Origin of the sequence: Chromohalobacter marismortui (genome assembly GCF_004364315.1) — a bacterium.
Taxonomy (GTDB): domain Bacteria; phylum Pseudomonadota; class Gammaproteobacteria; order Pseudomonadales; family Halomonadaceae; genus Chromohalobacter; species Chromohalobacter marismortui.
In genome coordinates, this window is sequence record NZ_SOBR01000004.1 from 17,941 (window position 1) to 37,588 (window position 19,648).

Consider the following 19,648-nt stretch of genomic DNA (forward strand, 5'->3'; position numbering starts at 1 on the left):
CCTTGATTCGCGCGATCATGCCACCGCGGGCTTGGTCTGTTTCGACAACAGGAACAAAACGACTGCGATGGCCGCCCCCACGATGTCGCTGATCAACCCTGGGTAGATCAACGTCAATGCCCCGGTTGCCGCCAGCAGACGCCAGAAGGGGTTGAGAGGGCGACGCAGGTAGCCTTCCACCGCGACGGCCAGCAGCAATACGCCAACCACGCCGGTCACGACCACCCACAGGATATTGCCTAGCGTGGCGTCGATCATCAGCATGCTGTGCGCGAACACGAACATGTACGGCACCACGAACCCGGCGATAGCCAGTTTCATGGCCTGGAAGCCCGTGGCATTGGGCGAGCCACCGCTGATGCCGGCACCGGCATAGGCGGCCAAGGCCACCGGCGGGGTCAGGTTGGCGAACAACCCGAAATAGAACACGAACATGTGCGCCACGAAGATCGCCGTCTCGTTGCTGCCCGCCAGCTCGCGGAACAGCGGCAGATTGAGCAGGATCGGCGCCGCCATGGTGCTGGTGATGATATAGGTCGGGATACTCGGCAGCCCCATCCCCAGCACGATGGACGCGATCATGGTCAGGAACAGGGTCACCAACAGTTGAATCATGGGAAACTGAATCTGCTGCCCCAGAGCGACCACCGCATCAGCGGCTTCCAGAGCGATGCCCGTGAGCGTGGCGATCCCCACGATGATGCCTACCGCCCCACAGGCGATGGCCACGGGAATGGCGTTACGCACCCCATCGTGCATCGCATCGCGACATTCGGCGATGTCCATTTTCTCCGCCACCAGGCCAAGCTTGGCGCGCAGTGCATTGATGGCCACCGGCACCGCAATGACCAAAAACAGCGACCAGCGGCTCAACGGCATATTGGGCTGCGCATAGTCGGCGAATACTGCCCGTAATTGCGGCTCGAAGATCAGCAACGCCAGAATCGCACTCAGCCCTATGGTGACCCGGCGTGTGCCACAGATAAGCACGGTGGCGGCAATCGACCAGAAGGCCGCGAAGAACGGTGCCCGGCCATCGAACAACAACCACAGCAATACCACCATCGGCACCAGTAGATGGCCACGCTTGAGCATCACCGCCTTGAGCGGTGTCAACTCGGAACGCGGAATGCCCTCGAGACCATTGCGCAGGGCACGTAGATGCACCTGAAACAAGACCCCCAGATAGAACAACAAGGCAGGAATGATGCCGGCCAGGACCACCTGGGTGTAGGGCACCGACAGCACTTCCGCCATGATGAACGCCGCGGCGCCCATGATCGGCGGTAATATCTGCCCACCGACGCTCGCCGACGCCTCGACGGCGCCCGCGAAGTTCGGCTTGTAGCCGGTACGCTTCATCAATGGGATGGTGAAGGCGCCCGTGGTCACCACATTGGCGATCGCCGAGCCATTGATCGAGCCCAGAAAGCCACTCGCGAGCACCGCCACCTTGGCCGGCCCACCGCGTGTATGTCCCGCCACGGCCAGCGCCAGATCATTGAAAAGCTGTCCCAAGCCCGACTTGCCCAGGAAGGCGCCGAACAGAATGAACAAGATGATATAGCTGGCCGACACCCCGATGGCGGTACCCAGCAACCCCTCGGTGATGAAGACCAGATGCGACATTACTTGGCGGCCGGTGGCCAGGATGATCGACTCGTTCAACTGCGGGTAGAAGGACAACTTGGCGTAGAAGCCGTACACCAGGAAAATCGTCGCCAGCAGCGTCAATCCCCAGCCGGTCGCACGCCGAGTGGCATCGAGCACCAGCAGGATAGCCAAGAAGCCCACCAGCATGTCGATATCGTTGATGCGCCCCGCCGAGGTGATGACGCGATCGGACACCACCAGCATGTAAATGCCCACACCGAACGCCAGCACCGCGAGCATGGCATCGCCCCAAGGCACCCGGTCGCGCGCGCCCTTGCGGGTCAGCGGGTAGAGAATGAATGTCAGCCCTAACAGGGTATAGAGGTGAATGCTGCGTTGCGCCACGTCGACCAGCGGGCCGGAAAACGACGTATACAAGTGGAATATTGCCAGCACCACCGCCACCACGGTGACGAACTTGAGCACGAAACCGGGCAAGGCATCGCGCACCAAGCTCTCGCGATCGAACTTTTCAAGCGCCTCCTTGACCGCCTGGTCATCTCCCTCGGCGGTCTGCGCGTATTTTTCGTCGGACATGATGATCCCATTCCCACCCTGCTGAAGATTACGGTAACCAGGGACGCACCAAGGCCGGCAATGCCTGCCACAGGGGCGCCCTGAGAATGCTGAACGTCAAGATCGGTGGGGGCTCGGCACGCGACAGCACGAACGTGTGCCCGGCATAACGCATGCGATAGTGCTCGGCGATGGCGGCCTGCACGGCGAGCGGATCAACGACACGATCGATGCCGGTCATCACGACCCAGCCGTCCTCGAGATGCGTCTCTTTGCCCGCCGAGGCCGGCACGCCGGCGCCGAAGGTCTTGAAGCGGGTACCGGTGATTTCGATGGTGCCGCCATCGGTGACCTCGAACCACTCTTCCCAGTCTTCTTTCTCGACCGAGTGCATCCAGCGCAGCGTAAAGCGCGTGCCGTCCCACCCCGGAAAGGCGTACCGCCACTCGTCACCATCGCGCACCACGAGCCAAGGCAACGGATAAACAAGCGTGGCGACCATCACGGTCGCCACGGCGAGTGCTATCCAGCCTGTCTTGCGCCTCATGCGTCTAGCCATTCATTCTTTCACGAGACAACCACACGCTGAACAAGACCGGATCAGTTTCCTGAGCCGGTACCGTTCGCCTTCTTGCCATCCGACGCATCCCCCTCGGAAAGGGTGTCATAGAATGACTGTGCCCCTGGATGTACCGGCGCTACCAGATTCTTGTTCATGGTATCGGGGTCGAACTGCTTGAGTGCCCCCACCGAGACCTTCTCGGAATTGAGGTAATCGTAGAAACGTTGGGTAAGCTCCTCGGCCACCGCATCACGCATGTCGCTGTCCACGATCAGCATGTTACGAATCGCCACGGTATCGACTTCTGCATCGAGGCCATAACGCTCGGGCGCGCCCGCAGGCAGTGTATAAGGTTCATAGTAGGGATAGGCCTCGAGCAGCTTGTCCGCTACCTCGCCGGTAACCGGCACGAACTTGATATCGGTGCTCTGCATCAGGCCGGTGATGCTCGAGTTGGGCACCCCGGAGGTAAAGAAAGCCGCATCCAGATTGCCGTTGCTCATGCCGGTCACGCTATCGGCATACCCGGTATGACTGACCTGAGCCAGGTCGTCATACGTCAGGCCGGCGGACTCGAGCACTTTCTTCGCACTCTGTTCGACACCGGAGCCGACCTTGCCGACGCCGACACGCTTGCCTTCGAGATCCGCGATGCTGTCGACGCCGCTATCCTCGGTGGCCACGATCTGCACGACGTTAGGATACAACCCCGCGAGCGCTTTGATATCAGCAGGCCTGCCGTCGAACTGGTTTTCGCCATTAATGGCATCGTAGGCCACATCGCTCATCACGATGGCGATCTGATTGAGTCCGTCGGTGATGTTATTGATGTTCTGCACGGAGGCCCCCGTCGACACCACCTGAATGTCATCGATGATATCGCTGGCCTCGAAGACACCCTTCAGGGCACCGCCGATGGGATAGTAGGTACCGCCCGTGCCGCCGGTACCGAAGATCAGGCTGACCGGTTCGACGCTCGCCGTCTGCGCCGCCTCGTCACCCTCGCCACTCGTGCTACTACTTTCGCTGGCACTGCTGTTGTCACTGGTACCGCTACTGTCACTGGCACTGCTGCTTTCGCTGGTGCCGCCGGTGCCATCGGAGGAAGCTTGCTCCTGCGAGCTAGCCTCACCGTTTTGTGTCGTCTTGTCGGTGTCGGCGTCACTGCCATCATCGCCACAACCGGCCAGCAAAGCACCTGAAAGGCCCAGCGCGGCCGCCAGCATCAAAGTACGCGTCGCCATAGCGCAATCATCCCTTGGTTGTCCACGAACCCGTGGTCATTAAATTCAACTTCCTAGCTTACGAGTCGCGACGTGTGGATACCATGTCGACGACCCGACTTACGACTAAAGTAGCAAATGACGCCCTGTTCTGCCGACTTGGCACGTCCCAACGTAAAAGACCCCCGGGCAAGCCGAGGGTCTTCCAGGCTGCAGAGACGCATCGAACGCTCACAGGCCTGCCGCGTGACGTAACGCAGCGGCACGGTCGGTCTTCTCCCACGGGAAGGCCGTGAAGGTCTCGACATGCTGCTCGCCGCCCACATCGGTCCAGGTGTAACTGGTCTCGAAGGGCTCGCGGCCGAAGTGACCATAGGCGGCCGTCAACTGATACATGGGATGCAGCAGGTCGAGCATGCGCGTGATGGCATTGGGGCGCAGGTCGAAATGCTCGCGCACCAGCTCGACGATCTTGGCATCGCTGATCTTGCCGGTACCGAAGGTATCCACCGACACGGAGGTCGGCTCGGCCACGCCGATGGCGTAGGAGACCTGGATCTCGCAACGCTCGGCCAGGCCGGCGGCGACGATGTTCTTGGCCACGTAGCGACCGGCATAGGCGGCACTGCGATCGACCTTGGAGGGGTCCTTGCCGGAGAACGCGCCACCGCCATGACGGGCCATGCCGCCGTAGGTATCGACGATGATCTTGCGCCCCGTCAGGCCGCAGTCGCCCACCGGACCACCGATGACGAAGTTGCCGGTCGGGTTGATATGGTACTTGGTGGTCTCGGTCAACCACTCGGCGGGAATCACCTCTTCGATGATCTCGCGCTTGACCATGTCACGCAGTTCATCCTGATCGATGTCCGGATCGTGTTGCGTCGACAGCACGATGGCATCGACGGCGCAGGGTTTGCCCTGTGCATCGTAGCGGAACGTCAGCTGGCTCTTGGCATCCGGCCGCAGCCACGGCAACAAGCCATGCTTGCGCAGCTCGGACTGGCGCTCCACCAAGCGATGCGAATAGTGGATCGGCGCCGGCATGTAGGAATCGGTCTCATCGGTGGCGTAACCGAACATCAACCCCTGGTCCCCCGCGCCCTGGTCCTCGGGTTTGGAACGATCGACCCCCTGGGCGATGTCGACGCTCTGCTTGCCGATCAAATTGAGCACGCCACAGGTATTACCGTCGAAGCCCACATCCGAAGAGGTATAGCCGATATCGTTGATGACGCGACGCACCAAGTCTTCCAAGTCGACCCAGGCGGAGGTGGTAATCTCGCCGGCGACGATGGCGACACCGGTCTTGACCATGGTTTCACAGGCCACGCGCGCCTGCTTGTCACGGGCGATGATGGCATCCAGCACCGCGTCGGAAATCTGATCGGCGATCTTGTCCGGATGCCCCTCGGAGACAGACTCGGAAGTAAACAGGGAGTATTCGTTCATGGCGTCCTCGACTCTCTCTATCACATGCTGGCGAGCCGGAACACGACCGCCACCGAAAGGAGATAAAACTACGCCGCTTGCAATCCGGGATGGCAAGCACGACGCATGATAGGTCCGGCGTGAGACGAAGCCGGCTCGGGGGGGCAAAGTTTACACGCTGGATGACTAGCTGCCTAGCGATTGGCCATCGGCGACATTTGATGCCACGCGGCTTCTCGGCGACAATACTCGACCGAATCTCGGGGCCGCCCAGGCGATGCCCCGCGCTCGATATCGGCGGCGTAGGAAAGAGTGAGGAAACACCGATGACGCGCTCATGCGCCGGGGCTCTTTCCTACGCCGCCTTACCCGATGCCCGCAGGCGAGGAGCTAGCCAATGCCGTCCCGTTTCGAAATGGCCAATGCCATTCGTGCCCTGTCCATGGATGCCGTGCAGAAAGCCAATTCCGGCCACCCCGGTGCCCCCATGGGCATGGCCGACATCGCGCAGGTGCTGTGGAATGACTACCTCGTGCACAACCCGGCCAACCCCGACTGGGCCAACCGCGACCGATTCGTGCTCTCCAACGGGCATGGTTCGATGCTGCTCTATTCCCTCTTGCATCTCACGGGCTACGGCATCTCGCTGGAAGACCTGCAGAACTTCCGCCAGTTGCACTCGAGGACCGCCGGGCATCCGGAACGCGGCTACGCGCCGGGTATCGAGACCACCACCGGCCCCCTGGGCCAAGGGCTGGCCAACGCCGTGGGCATGGCCATCGCCGAGCGTACCCTGGCCGCCCAGTTCAATCGCCCCGGCCATGACGTCGTCGACCACTACACCTACGTCTTCGTCGGCGATGGCTGCCTGATGGAAGGCATCTCGCACGAAGTCGCCTCGCTGGCCGGCACCCAGGGGCTGGGCAAGCTGATCGCCTTCTACGATGCCAACGGCATCTCCATCGACGGCGAAGTCGATGGCTGGTTCACCGACGATACCGCCAAGCGCTTCGAAGCCTATGGCTGGCACGTGGTGCCCAACGTCGACGGTCACGATCCCGAAGCCGTCAAGGCCGCCATCGAGCTGGCCCGCACCAACGACGACAAGCCCAGCATGATCATCTGCAAGACGATCATCGGCTTCGGCGCGCCCAACAAGCAGGGCAAGGAAGAGAGCCACGGCGCGGCGCTCGGCGAGGACGAAGTCGCCGCCGCACGCGAGCAGCTCGGCTGGTCGCATCCGCCCTTCCACGTGCCCGAAGACATCTACCAGGCCTGGGACGCCACCCAGCGCGGCCGCGAGGCCGAAGCCGACTGGGACACGCGTTTCGCGCGCTATCAGGCGGCCTACCCGGACGAGGCGCGTGAACTCGAACGCCGCCTCAAGGGCGAACTGCCGGCGGCGCTGACCAGTGAAAAGCTGATCGAGGACGCCCAGGAAAAAGGCGAAAGCCTCGCATCGCGCAAGGCATCGCTGGCGTGCCTCAACGAGCTCGGCCCGCAACTGCCCGAACTGCTCGGCGGCAGTGCCGACCTCGCGCCCTCCAACCTGACCTTCTGGAAAGGCGCCAAGGCCATCACGCAGTCCGAGGCCAGCGGCAACTACCTGCACTACGGCGTGCGCGAATTCGGCATGGCCGCGATCATGAACGGCATCGCCCTGCACGGCGGCTTCGTGCCCTACGGCGCGACTTTCCTGATCTTCATGGAATACATGCGCAACGCCGTGCGCATGGCCGCGCTGATGGGACAGCGTGTCATCCATGTCTTCACCCACGACTCCATCGGTCTCGGCGAGGACGGCCCGACACACCAGCCCATCGAGCAGCTCACCACGCTGCGCTCGACACCCAACCTGTCCACCTGGCGCCCCTGCGACGCCGTGGAGACCGCTGTCGCCTGGGACGTGGCGCTCAAGCGTCAGGCCGGCCCCTCGGCGCTGGTACTCTCGCGTCAAGGCTTGCCCCATCAAGCCCGTGACAAGCAACAGTTGGCCAACATCGAGCGTGGTGGCTACGTCCTCAAGGACGGCGACGCAACGCCGGCATTGATCCTGATCGCCACCGGTTCCGAGGTGGGCCTGGCGATGGACGCCGCCGCCGAGCTGGAAAACGCCGGCACGCCGGTGCGCGTGGTGTCAATGCCGTCCACCGACACCTTCGACGCCCAGGACGCCGACTACCGGGAAGCAGTCCTCCCCCGTGCCGTCACCGCCCGCCTGGCCATCGAAGCCGGACATCGCGACGCCTGGTTCAAGTACGTGGGCCTCGACGGTCGCATCGTCGGCATGACCACCTTCGGCGAATCCGCACCGGCGGGCGACCTGTTCAAGCACTTCGGTTTCACCGTCGAGAACGTCGTCGCCGAAGCCAGGGCGCTGTTGTCGTGAGCGCTGCTGCCTGGCCGCCGGCCGGGCAGTGACTGCTCGGCCCCTTGCATGAAAACGCCCGGCAAGCATGGCTTGCCGGGCGTTTTTGTATGGGCCGCGTTACCGTGACGTCTCGCCCAAGGTCAGTCGTCGAGATACGGCGCATGCAGGACACGGTCGGCATGCCCCAGGCGGCTGGCCGCCGTATTGTGCTGATGCCAGTAGGGATACAGCAGTGCCGGACGGCTGACTTTCTCGATGGCAGCGACTTCGTCAGGCTTTAGCGTGAGCTCGGCGCTCGCCAGATTGTCCTGGAGCTGCTCATCCTTGCGCGCGCCGATCACCGCGGTGGACACGCCGGGGCGGGTCAGCGTCCAGGCCAGCGCCACCTGGGCGGCGGACACGCCATGGCCGTCGGCGACGTCGACCAGCGTATCGATCAAGTCGAAGAGCTTTTCCTCATCATGGATCGGTGGCTCGGTCCAGCCCTGACTGAAGCGCGTGCCGTCGGGGTTTTGCTGGCCACGGCGATACTTGCCGGAGAGCAGACCGCCGGCCAGCGGGCTCCAGACCATGGTGCCCAGCCCCTGATCGACGGCCGCCGGCATCAACTCGAACTCGGCATCACGGGCCTGAGCGGTGTAGTGGATCTGCTGGCAGATCGGCTTGATGAAGTTGTGCCGTTCGCAGATCTTGAGCGCCTTCATGACGTGCCAGGCGGACCAGTTGGAAATGCCGTAGTAGCGAATCTTGCCGGCGCGCACTAGCTGATCCATGGTGGCCAGCGTTTCTTCCAGGGGCGTAAGGCCGTCCCACTGGTGCATCAGGTAGAGATCCAGGTGGTCGGTCTGCAGCCGTTTCAGGCTGGCCTCGCACTGGCGCAGGATATGGTGACGCGACAGCCCCGCGTCATTGGGGCCGTCCCCCATCGGGAAACGCACCTTGCTGGCAATCAGTACATCGTCGCGCTTGGCCTTGAGCGCCTCACCGAGGATCTCTTCTGAGCGGCCCTCGGAGTACATATTGGCGGTATCGAAGAAGTTGACGCCACGCTCGATGGCCATGTCGATCTGGCGTTGGGCATCGCCCAAGCCGGTGTCGCCGACGCTGGCCATCTTGCCGACGCCGCCGAAGGTCATCGTGCCAAGCGTCAGTGCAGAAACGCGCAGGCCGGAATGGCCGAGATGACGATATTCCATGTTGGCTCTCCTGATTGTTGACGAAATGACAGCCGTCCGCTGAACGGCCGCTTGAGCGACTATCAGCCCTCCCGCGCGGGAGGTGCCATGAACTCGGGACCTACGGGATCCGTGACGTGCTCATCGATGATGGCATCGATATCGCGTAGATCGCTGGCGGTCAGCGACCAACCGCCAAGCGCGTCAAGGGGCGTCACCTGATCCGGACGTCGTGCACCCCACAGGGCGATGGCATTGGGATGGGAATCGAGCACCCAGCGTACCGCCAGGGCCAATACTGGCTTGTCGTGACGCTCGCGCGCGAGTTGCGTCAGCGCCTCGACCGCCGCCAGGTACTGCGTGAAACGGGGGGACTGAAACTTGGGGTCGGATTTCCGCAGATCGTCGCCGGTGAAGGCCGAATCCGCGTGCATCTTGCCCGTCAGCAAGCCGCGACACAGCGCTCCATAGGCCAGAAAGACCAGTTCCTCGCGCTGCGCATAAGGAATGATGTCGCGCTCGGCATCGCGTTCGAACAGGTTGAGCGGCGGCTGCACGCTGTGCAGCGGCGCTACCTCACGAAAGGCATCGCACTGCTCGGGGCTGAAGTTGCTGACGCCGATCGCGCGGATCTTGCCGTCACGATAGAGGCGCTGCATGGCGTTGGCGGTTTCCTCCATCGGGACTCGGGGGTCCGGCCAATGGATCTGGTACAGATCGATCGCTTCGGTGCGCAAGCGCCGCAGCGAGTCTTCCACCTCCTTCTCGATGCGCGCCGCCGAGGCATTGCGAACCACGCCGTCGCTGCCTTCCTGCCACTCGAGCGCCGTCTTGGTGGCGAGCACCACCTTGTCACGCTGCCCATACTCGGCCAGCGCCCGGCCGACGACCTCCTCGGAGTGCCCGAACCCATAGGCCGGTGCGGTATCGATCAGCGTAATGCCACGATCCAGTGCGGCATGAATGGTACGCACCGCATTGGCGTCATCGGCACCGCCCCATTTCCAACCACCGATGGCCCAGGTGCCGAGCCCCACTCGTGACGGCGTGAGGTCGGTCCCTGGTATGGTGATGCTTTCCATGTTGCTCTCCTTTGCCTGTCGACGGCATGCGTGCCGCTGCCTCGGAACAGCTATCAAGCGTGGTCGCCGACAGCGGCTTTGGCAAGACCTACAAGCGAGAGAGCCAACGTGGGCAAGTACTTACATGCCCCGCATCAAAGAGAGCCAGCGCATTGGACCAAGCGTGTCGCTCATGCACCAGAGTGCAGTCACAGTGGCGGTTCAGGCTATCAGGCTACAACAACCTCGAATCGACGATGACCGGCATGCCGAGGAGCAGAAACGACAGGGTCTTGCCGTGACCATCGAGATTCAAGGCGCCATTCACCCCCCCTTGCAACACATCGTCGAGCACCAGGTTCATGCCTGCCAGGTTAGGCATCAGGTAACGGCTGACCCGGCTGGCGCCGCGGTGGGCAAAAAGCGCCTGCACGCGTGACTCGGTGACCTGCTCGACGAGGGCGGCATAAACCTCGGGGCGGTAAGGGAACAGCGACAGGTTCAGCCGGTTCCCCTTGTCCCCCGCCCGCGAATGTGCCAGCCGGTACAGCGGCACGGTAACGAGCTCAATGTCAGTTCTAGCTGGCTTCATCGGCAGTACCCTCAGGCTCGAAGAGAGTGGCAAACGCCTCCACGTCGCTGCGCTTGACCAGATAGGAGGCAGTGAAGACCCGTCGCAGAAGGTTGCGCCGCACCCCCCCGCCACCCGCCGGGCCAGCGCAATAGAGCGCCAGCAGTTCCTGGGTGGCGCGCTCGACCCAGCGCTTCTCGGCATGCTCCACCGCCAGCCGCAGCCGATAGTCGCCATCCGAGCCGGCGGCCTCGTGCTGCAGGGTGCCGGTATCGTCGTCGAAGACACTGGCGTGGCCGATGATGTCCAACCGCTTGCGCAGCGCCGGGGGCGCCCGGAAGGTCAGCCGCTCGCGCAACACCTGCCCCGCCAGACGCGCCCGGGCCAAGGCATTGGGCCCGGCGTAGGAAATCTCCGCCTCGCCTTGCCACCCGCCCTCGTAGCAGACCGTGGTCTTGAGCCGCGAAGGTGCCGGCCGGCCATGGATACCGCACACTTCGACCCGGTCGGGACCGATCTGCCGGACATGGGCGCCGGACAGATCGACGACCACATCGGGGGTAAGATAGGCAGCCGGATCATGAACCTCGTAGAGCAGCTGTTCCTTGACCGTGCGCTCGGTGACGCAGCCTCCCGTACCTGGCGGCTTGGTCACGATCAGCCGACCATCCTCCTCCACCTCGATGATCGGGTAGCCCAGGGTTGCCAGCCCTGTCACGTCCTTGACGCCCGGGTCGGCGAAATACCCCCCGCTGACCTGGGCGCCGCATTCCCCCAGGTGACCCGCCATGGTGCCTGCCGCCAGCCGATCCCAGTCGTCCCAGGCCCAGCCGAAATGGTGAACCAGCGGCGCCAGGAACAGCGACGGGTCGGCAACCCGGCCGGTGACCACGACCTGGGCGCCCAGCTCCAGGGCTTGAGTCAGGGGGAGCGCCCCCAGATAGACATTGGCCGAGATCAACTGCTCGGGCCCGGGAAGCGCCTGGGCCTCTGCCTCCCATGGCTGCAGGTCCAGCCCGGCCAGACGCGCCCGGATATCGTCCCCCTGGACCCGCCCGATGCGCACGTCGGCGCGGACGACCTGCCGGGCGAGACGCGCAATGACTTCACAGGCGCCCTCGGGATTGGCGGCGCCGACATTGCCCAGGATGGCGATGCCGTTGTCGAGACAGTCTTCGAGCACCGGAGCCAGCAACTCCTCGAGCAGTGGCTCGAACCCGGCCTGGGGCGACTCACGCATGGCCCGGTGGGCAGCCGCCAAGGTTCGTTCGCCCAGCGTCTCGAACACCAGGGCACATGGCTGGCCACGACGGATCAGCTCGGCGACCACCGGCAGTGCCGCGTCGGTGCGGTCGCCGGAGAAACCCGCGCCGCTGCCCAGAAGAAAGGTCGTCATGGCCGGGTCTCCCGGGCAGTGTCCAAGTGTGGAGAAGACGCGGGCTGCCTATCGCTGCGCTTGCGAACCAAGGCAAGATGCCGCAGGTACAGTCCGATCATGATGCCGAGTGCGGCCAGCGTCGTGAGCCAGCCTGGCGTCAGCGCCAGCACGATGACCAGCGCCAGCCCCGCGACATCGAGCAGGCGGTTACCCGTCACGTGTACACGCGACATCAGTGCGGCGAAGGCCGTCACGAAGGCAACCCCCTGGCAAATGGCCAGCACGATGTCGAGCCAGGTTCCGAACCCTGCCAGTGCCGGGTAGATCAGCAGCAGGAATGGAATCACATAGATGGCCGCCGCCAGGCGGACCGACTCCCCCGCAGCGGGCAACCAGTTGGTCTGGGCGATGCCCGAGGCTACGAAGACCGCGACGCACACCGGCGGCGTGATCACCGACAGCGTGGCGAAATAGAACACGAACAGATGCGCGATCAGCGGCTCGACCCCGATCTCGGTGAGGGCCGGGGCCAGCACGGAGGCCACCAACACGTAGGCCGCCGTGGTGGGAATCCCCATGCCCAGGATGAGGCAGACGCCACCGACGATGAGCGCAACCAGGAACAGCGACTGTCCGCCGACCTCGACGATCAGGCTGGCCAGGGTGACGCCGATACCGGTCATGCCGATCATCGCGACCAGGATCTGCGCACCCGCCAGCAGCACGCCGATGATCACCATTCCCTTGCCGGCATCGATCAGCCCCGACAACAGCCGCCCCGCGATGTCACGCCATGCGGTGCGTGCCAGCATGGCGAAGCCGGTATAAAACAGCACCGTCATCAATATGCCATAGAAGGCTGACGTCTGGATCGAGTGCCCCGACAGCACGCCATAGAACAACCCGCCCAGCGCAGCCAGGATGGGGATCAGCCGCTCGGGCCGCAACACCGAGGCCCAGCTCGGCAGTTCGTCGTCGGGCACCACCTGCAGTTCCCGGCGCCGCGCCACCATGTGGATGGTCAGAAAGACACCGAGGTAGAAGAAGATCGCCGGTAGCAGGGCCGCCAGGGCGATGCGCACGTAACTCATCCCGAGAATCTCGGCCATGATGAAGGCCGCCGCCCCCAGAATCGGGGGTGCGATCTGACCGCCGGTGGAAGCGACCGCCTCGACCCCTGCCGCGAAAGGCCGCGGATAGCTCAGGCGCTTCATCATCGGGATGGTGAAGTTGCCGGTGGTGGCGACGTTGGCCACGGCACTGCCGCTGACCATGCCGAACAGCCCGGATGCCACCGTGGCCACCTTGGCGGCTCCGCCGGGCGAACGGCCACTGATACGCAGCGCCAAGTCCATGAAGGTCTGGCCCCCGCCGGTATGCAGCAGCAGGCCGCCGAACAGCACGAAGGCGGCGATCGTCGTGGCCGCCACCCCCACCAGCATGCCCCAGATACCCAGGTCGCCGAGAAACAGGGTCTCGGTCACGAAGGCCGGCCCGAAGCCACGATGCCCCAAGGGGCCAGGGATGTAGGCGCCCAGAAAGGCATAGCCCAGCCCGGTGACGACCAGTAACGGAAAGATCCAGCCGATGGCGCGCCGGGCCAGTTCCAGGATCGTCACGACCAGGGCCGTGGTCATCAACATGTCCAGGGGCGTGGCCCACGGCAGCTCGACCAGGATACGGTTCTGGTTGATGGCGATGTAGCCGCAGGCCACCATCGCGCTGGCTGCCAGCAGCAGATCGATGCCAATCGCCAGGGGCCGCCACCGGGTCCCGGCACCCAGCGGATAGATGGCGAGACCGAGCAGCAAGGTCAACGCCAGGAAGACACTGCGCTGTACCAGGCTGGCGAAGGGTCCGACCGCCGAGGTGTAAAGAATCAGCCCGCCCAGCGCCAGAGCCAGCCCCTTGGTCAGGTAATCACGCATGCGTCTTCCTCCGGACCGTTACTCGGTCGGCTTCAGGGCCTCGGGGATCTCCAGACCTTGCTCCCGGTAGTAACGCGCAGCGCCGGGGTGAAGCGGGACGGTGCCGACATCGAGGGTCATCTGCGCCATATCGGCGCCCTTGACCGCCGAGAAGGCGTTGGCCTGCGGTTCGGGGTTTTCCATGACGGCCTTGACGATCTGGTAGGCGGTTTCCTCGTCAAGCCCCGGGCGGGCGTGCACGGCCACCCCGAACGCCCAGGTCGTGTAGGGAGGGACGCCCTCCGCCGCGCCGGCGGGGATATCGACCACACCGATGTCGGGCATCTTTTCCCGCAGCGTCCCGGCCTGTTCGTCGGTCAACGAGAGCACGCGGATCGGCGTGAAGGTCGCGATATCCAGGGTTGAGCCGTCCAGGCGGTTGCCCACGCCAGACTTCACGTAACCCGCCAGGCGCCCGTCCTTGATCGAGCTCACGATGTCGGTGGTCGAACCGCGCACATAGTCGGGCTGGATACCCAGCATCTTCATGACCGCCTCGGTAGTGGCCTCGGTCGCCGAGCCAGTGATGCCGGGGTTGAAACGCACTCCTTCGAGCTCCTGCAATGACGTCACGCCCGAATCCTCGCGCACCACCGCGTTCTGCGGTGCCACGGTGTAGACCCACAGCAGGCGGCTATCGACGGGGTGGCCTTCGAAATCGTTGAGCCCTTCATATGCGTGGTAGCCGGTATTGGTCGTCACCAGACCCAGGTCGATCTGGTTGCGGCTGATCCGACGCAGGTTATCCACGGTCGCCCCGGTCTCGGCGACGGACGAACTGACGCCATCCACCTGGTTATTGATGATCTGATTGACGGCCACGAAGTAGCCGTAGTGACTCGACGAACTGGACGTCGAGCCGATCAACAAGCGTTCCTGGGCCTGGGCGAAAGGCGATGCGGCAAGCACGGCGAGGCTGGCCGCCATGGCGGTGAGTAGCGTTTTCATAGTGGCTCCATGGGCTGTCGTGCAGCCCTTGTTGTTGTCTGGCATGGCGCCGGGCGTTCAGCGCCCTCTTGTGTAGCCTCGCCGTGAAGGATTGTTTTGTACATTGAATAGTTTTTAAGTTTTCTTATATTTATTAAATGAATCCCAGCATCAAGCAGCTCAGGGCATTCGTGGCGGTCGCCCATTCACGCAGCCTGGCGGAAGCCAGCGAACGCATTCATCTTTCCCAGCCGGCGCTGAGCATCTCCATCCGCAAGCTCGAGGACACGGTGGGCGGGCCGCTGTTCGCCCGTACCACACGGCAGTTGTGGCTCACGCCGGAGGGCGAAGCCTTTCTCCCCGTGGCGATACGCTTGCTCAACGACTGGACAGAGGCCTTCGAGGATCTCAACGAGCGCTTCATGAAGAAGCGCGGGAAGGTCACGATCGCCGCCCTGCCGACCCTGGCGGCAGGACTCTTGCCGAAAGTCATAGCGACATTCCGCGAGCGCCACCCGCAAATCAATTTGAGCCTGCACGACGTACTCGCCGACCAGGTCAACCAACTGGTACGCGAGGGCCGTGCAGACCTGGGCTTCTCGGTGCCTCCCCGGGACTCCGACGATCTGGTCTTCGAGACGATCCTGACCGACAGCTATGTCGTGGTTTGCCGGGAGGGGCACCCTCTGCTGGAGCAAGAGAATGTGGCATGGGCGCAGCTTGCCGATCATCCTTTCATCGGCATCAATAAACTATCGAGCTCGCGCCAGAATATCGACAAGGTCATGGAAGAGATCGGCCGCCGCCTCGATATCCTCTGCGAAGTCAGTCAGATCGCCACGGTAGGACGCATGGTAGCCGCCGGAACCGGCATCAGTGTGCTGCCAGCGCTGAGCTTCCGGCAGATCGCCAGTGACGGAATCGCTCATCGGCCACTGGTCGAGCCGACGATCGATCGGCAGTTGGGTGTCATCATGCGCCGCCGCCACCCGCTCTCTGCCGCGGCAACAGCGCTACTCGCGCTGATGCGTCAGGCCGAATGACGAGGCCTACCTCATGCAGCCCGGAAATAGCGGGCTGCATGAGGTGCGCGCCTTCCATGAATGGCTGCACGAGGTGGTCACCACGTGGCGCCTATCGATCACGGCGGACGGCACCGCGGCTCAAAACGCCCAGTCTTCGTCCTCGGTGCGCTCCGAGCGCCCGATGACGTAGGAAGAGCCGGAGCCGGAGAAGAAGTCGTGGTTTTCCTCGGCTCCCGGCGAGAGCGCGGCCAGGATCGCGGGATTGACCGCTTCGGTGGCACCGGGGAACAGCGGCTCGTAGCCCAGGTTCATCAACGCCTTGTTGGCGTTGTAATGCAAGAACGCCTTGACCTCTTCGGTCAGCCCCACATCGTCGTAAAGCGATTCGGTGTAGTGCACCTCGTTGTCATAGAGCTCGAGCAGCAGGTCGAAGGTGGCATCCTTGATCTCCTGCTGACGCTCGGCGCTTTCCTTGGCCAGCGCCTGCTGGAACTTGTAGCCGATATAGTAGCCGTGGACCGCCTCGTCGCGAATGATCAGGCGAATCAGGTCGGCGGTGTTGGTCAGCTTGCCGCGACTGGCCCAGTACATCGGCAGGTAGAAGCCGGAGTAGAACAGGAACGACTCGAGGAAGACGCTGGCGACCTTGCGCATCAGCGGATCGTCCATGCGGTAGCGATTGAGAATCAGCTCGGCCTTGTTCTGCAGGTGCGGATTCTCTTCGCTCCAGCGATAGGCATCGTCGACGTCGCGGGTGGCACACAGCGTCGAGAAGATCGAGCTGTAGGAGCGCGCATGCACCGACTCCATGAAGCTGATGTTGGTGAACACCGCTTCCTCGTGGGGCGTCACGGCGTCTTCGATCAGCGTCGGCGCGCCGATGGTGCCCTGGATGGTGTCGAGCAGCGTGAGCCCCGTGAAGACACGGATAGTCAGCGTCTGCTCCTGCTCGGTCAACGTGTTCCACGCGCTCACGTCGTTGGACAGCGGCACCTTCTCGGGCAGCCAGAAATTGGCGGTGAGTCGATTCCAGACCTCGAGGTCCTTGTCGTCCTGCAGGCGGTTCCAGTTGATGGCATCGACACGCGTCAGATGACGCGGTGCGGCGGCGGTAGCGGTCATGACGATTCTCTCAATTCCGGTGGTGCGCGGGCGCGGTCGCCCGCGCACCGATCATCTCGATGGAGCGGTCGCGTGTGCGACGGCTTACAGGGTGCAGGACACGCAGCCCTCGACTTCCGTGCCTTCCAGCGCGGCCTGGCGCAGACGCACGTAGTAGAGCGTCTTGATGCCCCGGCGCCAGGCGTAGATCTGCGCCCGGTTGATGTCGCGCGTGGTCGCGGTATCGCGGAAGAACAGCGTCAGCGACAGGCCCTGATCGACGTGCTGCGTGGCCTCGGCATAGGTGTCGATGATCTTCTCGGGGCCGATCTCGTAGGCGTCCTGGTAATAGTCCTGGTTGTCGTCGTTGAGATACGGCGCTGGATAATAGACGCGCCCCAGCTTGCCTTCCTTGCGTATCTCGATCTTCGACACCACCGGATGGATGCTCGACGTCGAATGGTTGATATAGGAGATCGACCCGGTCGGCGGCACCGCCTGGAGGTTGCGGTTGAAGAGCCCATGCGCCATGACCGAGGCCTTGAGCTCGCGCCAGTCCTCCTGGGTCGGCACATGGATGCCGGCCTTGTCGAACAGCTCGCGAACACGCGCGGTACGTGGGCCCCACGCCTGCTCGGTGTACTTGTCGAAGTAGACGCCGCTGGCGTAATCCGACGCTTCGAATCCGGCAAAGGCGCGACCGCGCTCGATCGCCAACTGATTGGAGGCACGCAGCGCATGGTAGGTCACGGTGTAGAAGTACAGGTTGGTGAAGTCCAGCCCTTCCTCGCTACCGTAGTGAATGTGTTCACGGGCCAGGTAGCCATGCAGGTTCATCTGCCCCAGGCCGATCGCATGCGATTGCCTGTTGGCCTCGGCGATCGACGGCACCGAGCGGATGTCGCTCATCTCGGACACTGCGGTCAGCCCCCGGATGGCGGTCTCGACCGTGGCCCCGAAATCGGAGGAATCCATGGTCCTGGCAATGTTCAGCGAGCCGAGGTTGCAGGAAATGTCCTCGCCGATGCGCTCGTAGCCCAGGTCCGCCTCGTAATCCGACGGCGTGTTGACCTGGAGGATCTCCGAGCACAGGTTGCTCATGTTGATGCGCCCGGCGATCGGGTTGGCACGGTTCACCGTGTCCTCGAACATCACGTACGGATAGCCCGACTCGAACTGGACCTCCGCCAGCGTCTGGAACAGCTCGCGCGCACTGATCTTGGTCTTGCGGATACGCGCGTCGTCGACCATCTCGTAGTACTTCTCGGTGACGCTGATATCGCCGAACGGCTTGCCGTAGACGTTCTCGACGTCGTAGGGGGAGAACAGATACATCGGCTCGTTGCGCTTGGCCAGCTCGAAGGTGATGTCCGGAATCACCACGCCCAGCGACAGCGTCTTGATGCGGATCTTCTCGTCGGCGTTCTCGCGCTTGGTGTCGAGGAAGCGCAGGATGTCCGGGTGGTGCGCGTTGAGGTACACCGCGCCGGCGCCCTGGCGCGCGCCCAGCTGGTTGGCGTAGGAGAAGGCGTCTTCGAGCATCTTCATGATCGGGATGATGCCCGAGGACTGATTCTCGATATGCTTGATCGGTGCGCCTGCCTCGCGGATGTTGCTGAGCAGGAACGCCACGCCGCCACCGCGCTTGGAGAGCTGCAACGCCGAATTGATGGAGCGCCCGATGGACTCCATGTTGTCCTCGATGCGCAGCAAGAAGCAGGACACCAGCTCACCGCGCTGCTTCTTGCCGCAGTTGAGAAACGTCGGCGTGGCCGGCTGGAAACGCCCATGAATGATCTCATCCACCAGTTGCCGGGCCAGCGCCTCATCACCCTGCGCCAGGGTCAGCGCGACCATGCACACGCGGTCCTCGAAGCGCTCCAGATAGCGCCGCCCATCGAAGGTCTTGAGCGTGTAACTGGTGTAATACTTGAACGCGCCGAGGAAGCTCTGGAAACGGAACTTCACGGCATAGGCGCGCTCGAACAGCGACTTGATGAAAGGGAAGTCGTACTGATCGAGCACTTCCTGCTCGTAATAGTTCTCCGCGACCAGGTACTCGAGCTTTTCCGCCAGCGAGTGAAAGAACACGGTGTTCTGGTTCACGTGCTGCAGAAAGTACTGGCGCGACGCCTCACGATCTGCCTGCAATTGCAGGCGCCCCTCGTTGTCGTAGAGGTTGAGCATCGCATTGAGGGCGTGATAGTCCAGCGTCTGCGTCGTTCTGCTCAACTCGACGGTCGAGGCGTTCTCGGGGGTTTCCACGGTGTCATCCAGCATCTGTCATCTCCGTCGCCAGGCAATCATGTACCTTGGCGACATCCTCGGGCGTTCCCATCAGTTCGAAACGGTGCAGCAATGGCACCTGGCACTTGTGCGCCACCACGCGACCGGCCAGGCCGAAAGCGGCACCGAAGTTGGTGTTGCCGCCGGCCACCACGCCCTCGATCAAGGCGCGGTTGTGAGGGTCGTTCAAAAATCGAATCACCGGCCCCGGCACCGCCGTGCGTGGATCGCCATCGCCATACGTCGGCAAGATCAGGATATAGGGGCGTTCCACGTGCAACGGGGCATCGTTACGGCTACGCGGGATAGCCTGCGCCGACACGTCGAGCTTTTCGACGAAGCGCCGCGTATTGCCCGATTGCGTGGAAAAGTACACTACCTCGCGCATGCTGCCCCCTTCC

The 19,648-nt window shown here is 63.3% G+C and carries 15 protein-coding genes; 2 read left to right on the forward strand and 13 right to left on the reverse strand.

Going from position 1 to position 19,648, the window contains the following annotated elements:
* Positions 1-15: 15 nt before the first annotated feature.
* From C8E00_RS09415 to metK, 4 genes are all read right to left on the reverse strand, one after another.
* Entirely contained in the window at positions 16-2,190 is a 2,175-nt protein-coding gene (locus tag C8E00_RS09415; protein WP_133697256.1) for a TRAP transporter permease, read from the reverse strand.
* 28 nt (positions 2,191-2,218) lie between these two features.
* Positions 2,219-2,716: a DUF1850 domain-containing protein gene (locus C8E00_RS09420; RefSeq protein WP_133697257.1), complete on the reverse strand. Its 498-nt coding sequence runs from the start codon at positions 2,714-2,716 to the stop codon at positions 2,219-2,221.
* 53 nt (positions 2,717-2,769) lie between these two features.
* Positions 2,770-3,975, reverse strand: a complete 1,206-nt coding sequence (locus tag C8E00_RS09425; protein ID WP_133697258.1) for a TAXI family TRAP transporter solute-binding subunit — start codon at positions 3,973-3,975, stop codon at positions 2,770-2,772.
* A 210-nt stretch (positions 3,976-4,185) separates the two neighbouring features.
* On the reverse strand, positions 4,186-5,406 hold the full coding sequence (gene metK, locus C8E00_RS09430; protein ID WP_133697259.1) for a methionine adenosyltransferase: 1,221 nt from the start codon (positions 5,404-5,406) through the stop codon (positions 4,186-4,188).
* A 376-nt stretch (positions 5,407-5,782) separates the two neighbouring features.
* Here metK and tkt point away from each other — a divergent pair, with 376 nt between their 5' ends.
* Complete coding sequence (gene tkt / locus C8E00_RS09435) at positions 5,783-7,774, forward strand: transketolase (RefSeq protein WP_133697260.1); 1,992 nt, start codon at positions 5,783-5,785, stop codon at positions 7,772-7,774.
* Positions 7,775-7,896: 122 nt separating this feature from the next.
* Here the strand turns inward: tkt and C8E00_RS09440 are convergent, their stop codons facing one another.
* The 6 genes from C8E00_RS09440 to C8E00_RS09465 form a co-directional block, all read right to left on the reverse strand.
* Positions 7,897-8,952, reverse strand: a complete 1,056-nt coding sequence (locus C8E00_RS09440; RefSeq protein WP_133697261.1) for an aldo/keto reductase — start codon at positions 8,950-8,952, stop codon at positions 7,897-7,899.
* 62 nt (positions 8,953-9,014) lie between these two features.
* Complete coding sequence (locus C8E00_RS09445; RefSeq protein ID WP_133697262.1) at positions 9,015-10,013, reverse strand: aldo/keto reductase; 999 nt, start codon at positions 10,011-10,013, stop codon at positions 9,015-9,017.
* A 214-nt stretch (positions 10,014-10,227) separates the two neighbouring features.
* Entirely contained in the window at positions 10,228-10,584 is a 357-nt protein-coding gene (locus C8E00_RS09450) for an AtuA-related protein (RefSeq protein ID WP_133697263.1), read from the reverse strand.
* Positions 10,571-11,959: an acyclic terpene utilization AtuA family protein gene (locus tag C8E00_RS09455; protein WP_133697264.1), complete on the reverse strand. Its 1,389-nt coding sequence runs from the start codon at positions 11,957-11,959 to the stop codon at positions 10,571-10,573. The genes C8E00_RS09450 and C8E00_RS09455 overlap by 14 nt, the downstream gene beginning before the upstream one ends.
* Positions 11,956-13,869: a TRAP transporter permease gene (locus tag C8E00_RS09460; RefSeq protein WP_133697265.1), complete on the reverse strand. Its 1,914-nt coding sequence runs from the start codon at positions 13,867-13,869 to the stop codon at positions 11,956-11,958. Before C8E00_RS09460 ends, C8E00_RS09455 begins: the two co-directional genes overlap by 4 nt.
* Positions 13,870-13,887: 18 nt before the next feature.
* Positions 13,888-14,856 carry a TAXI family TRAP transporter solute-binding subunit gene (locus C8E00_RS09465; RefSeq protein WP_133697266.1) on the reverse strand — a complete coding sequence of 323 codons (969 nt, stop codon included), beginning with the start codon at positions 14,854-14,856 and terminating at the stop codon, positions 13,888-13,890.
* A gap of 137 nt (positions 14,857-14,993) precedes the next feature.
* Here C8E00_RS09465 and C8E00_RS09470 point away from each other — a divergent pair, with 137 nt between their 5' ends.
* A complete protein-coding gene (locus C8E00_RS09470; RefSeq protein WP_133697267.1) occupies positions 14,994-15,878 on the forward strand; it encodes a LysR family transcriptional regulator in 885 nt (294 codons plus the stop codon).
* 120 nt (positions 15,879-15,998) lie between these two features.
* Here C8E00_RS09470 and nrdF read toward each other — a convergent pair whose 3' ends face one another.
* The 3 genes from nrdF to nrdI form a co-directional block, all read right to left on the reverse strand.
* A complete protein-coding gene (gene nrdF / locus C8E00_RS09480) occupies positions 15,999-16,982 on the reverse strand; it encodes a class 1b ribonucleoside-diphosphate reductase subunit beta (protein WP_133697268.1) in 984 nt (327 codons plus the stop codon).
* Positions 16,983-17,066: 84 nt separating this feature from the next.
* Positions 17,067-19,241: a class 1b ribonucleoside-diphosphate reductase subunit alpha gene (gene nrdE / locus C8E00_RS09485; protein WP_208291908.1), complete on the reverse strand. Its 2,175-nt coding sequence runs from the start codon at positions 19,239-19,241 to the stop codon at positions 17,067-17,069.
* Positions 19,231-19,635: a class Ib ribonucleoside-diphosphate reductase assembly flavoprotein NrdI gene (nrdI, locus tag C8E00_RS09490; protein ID WP_133697269.1), complete on the reverse strand. Its 405-nt coding sequence runs from the start codon at positions 19,633-19,635 to the stop codon at positions 19,231-19,233. The genes nrdE and nrdI overlap by 11 nt, the downstream gene beginning before the upstream one ends.
* Between the last annotated feature and the right edge of the window lie 13 nt (positions 19,636-19,648).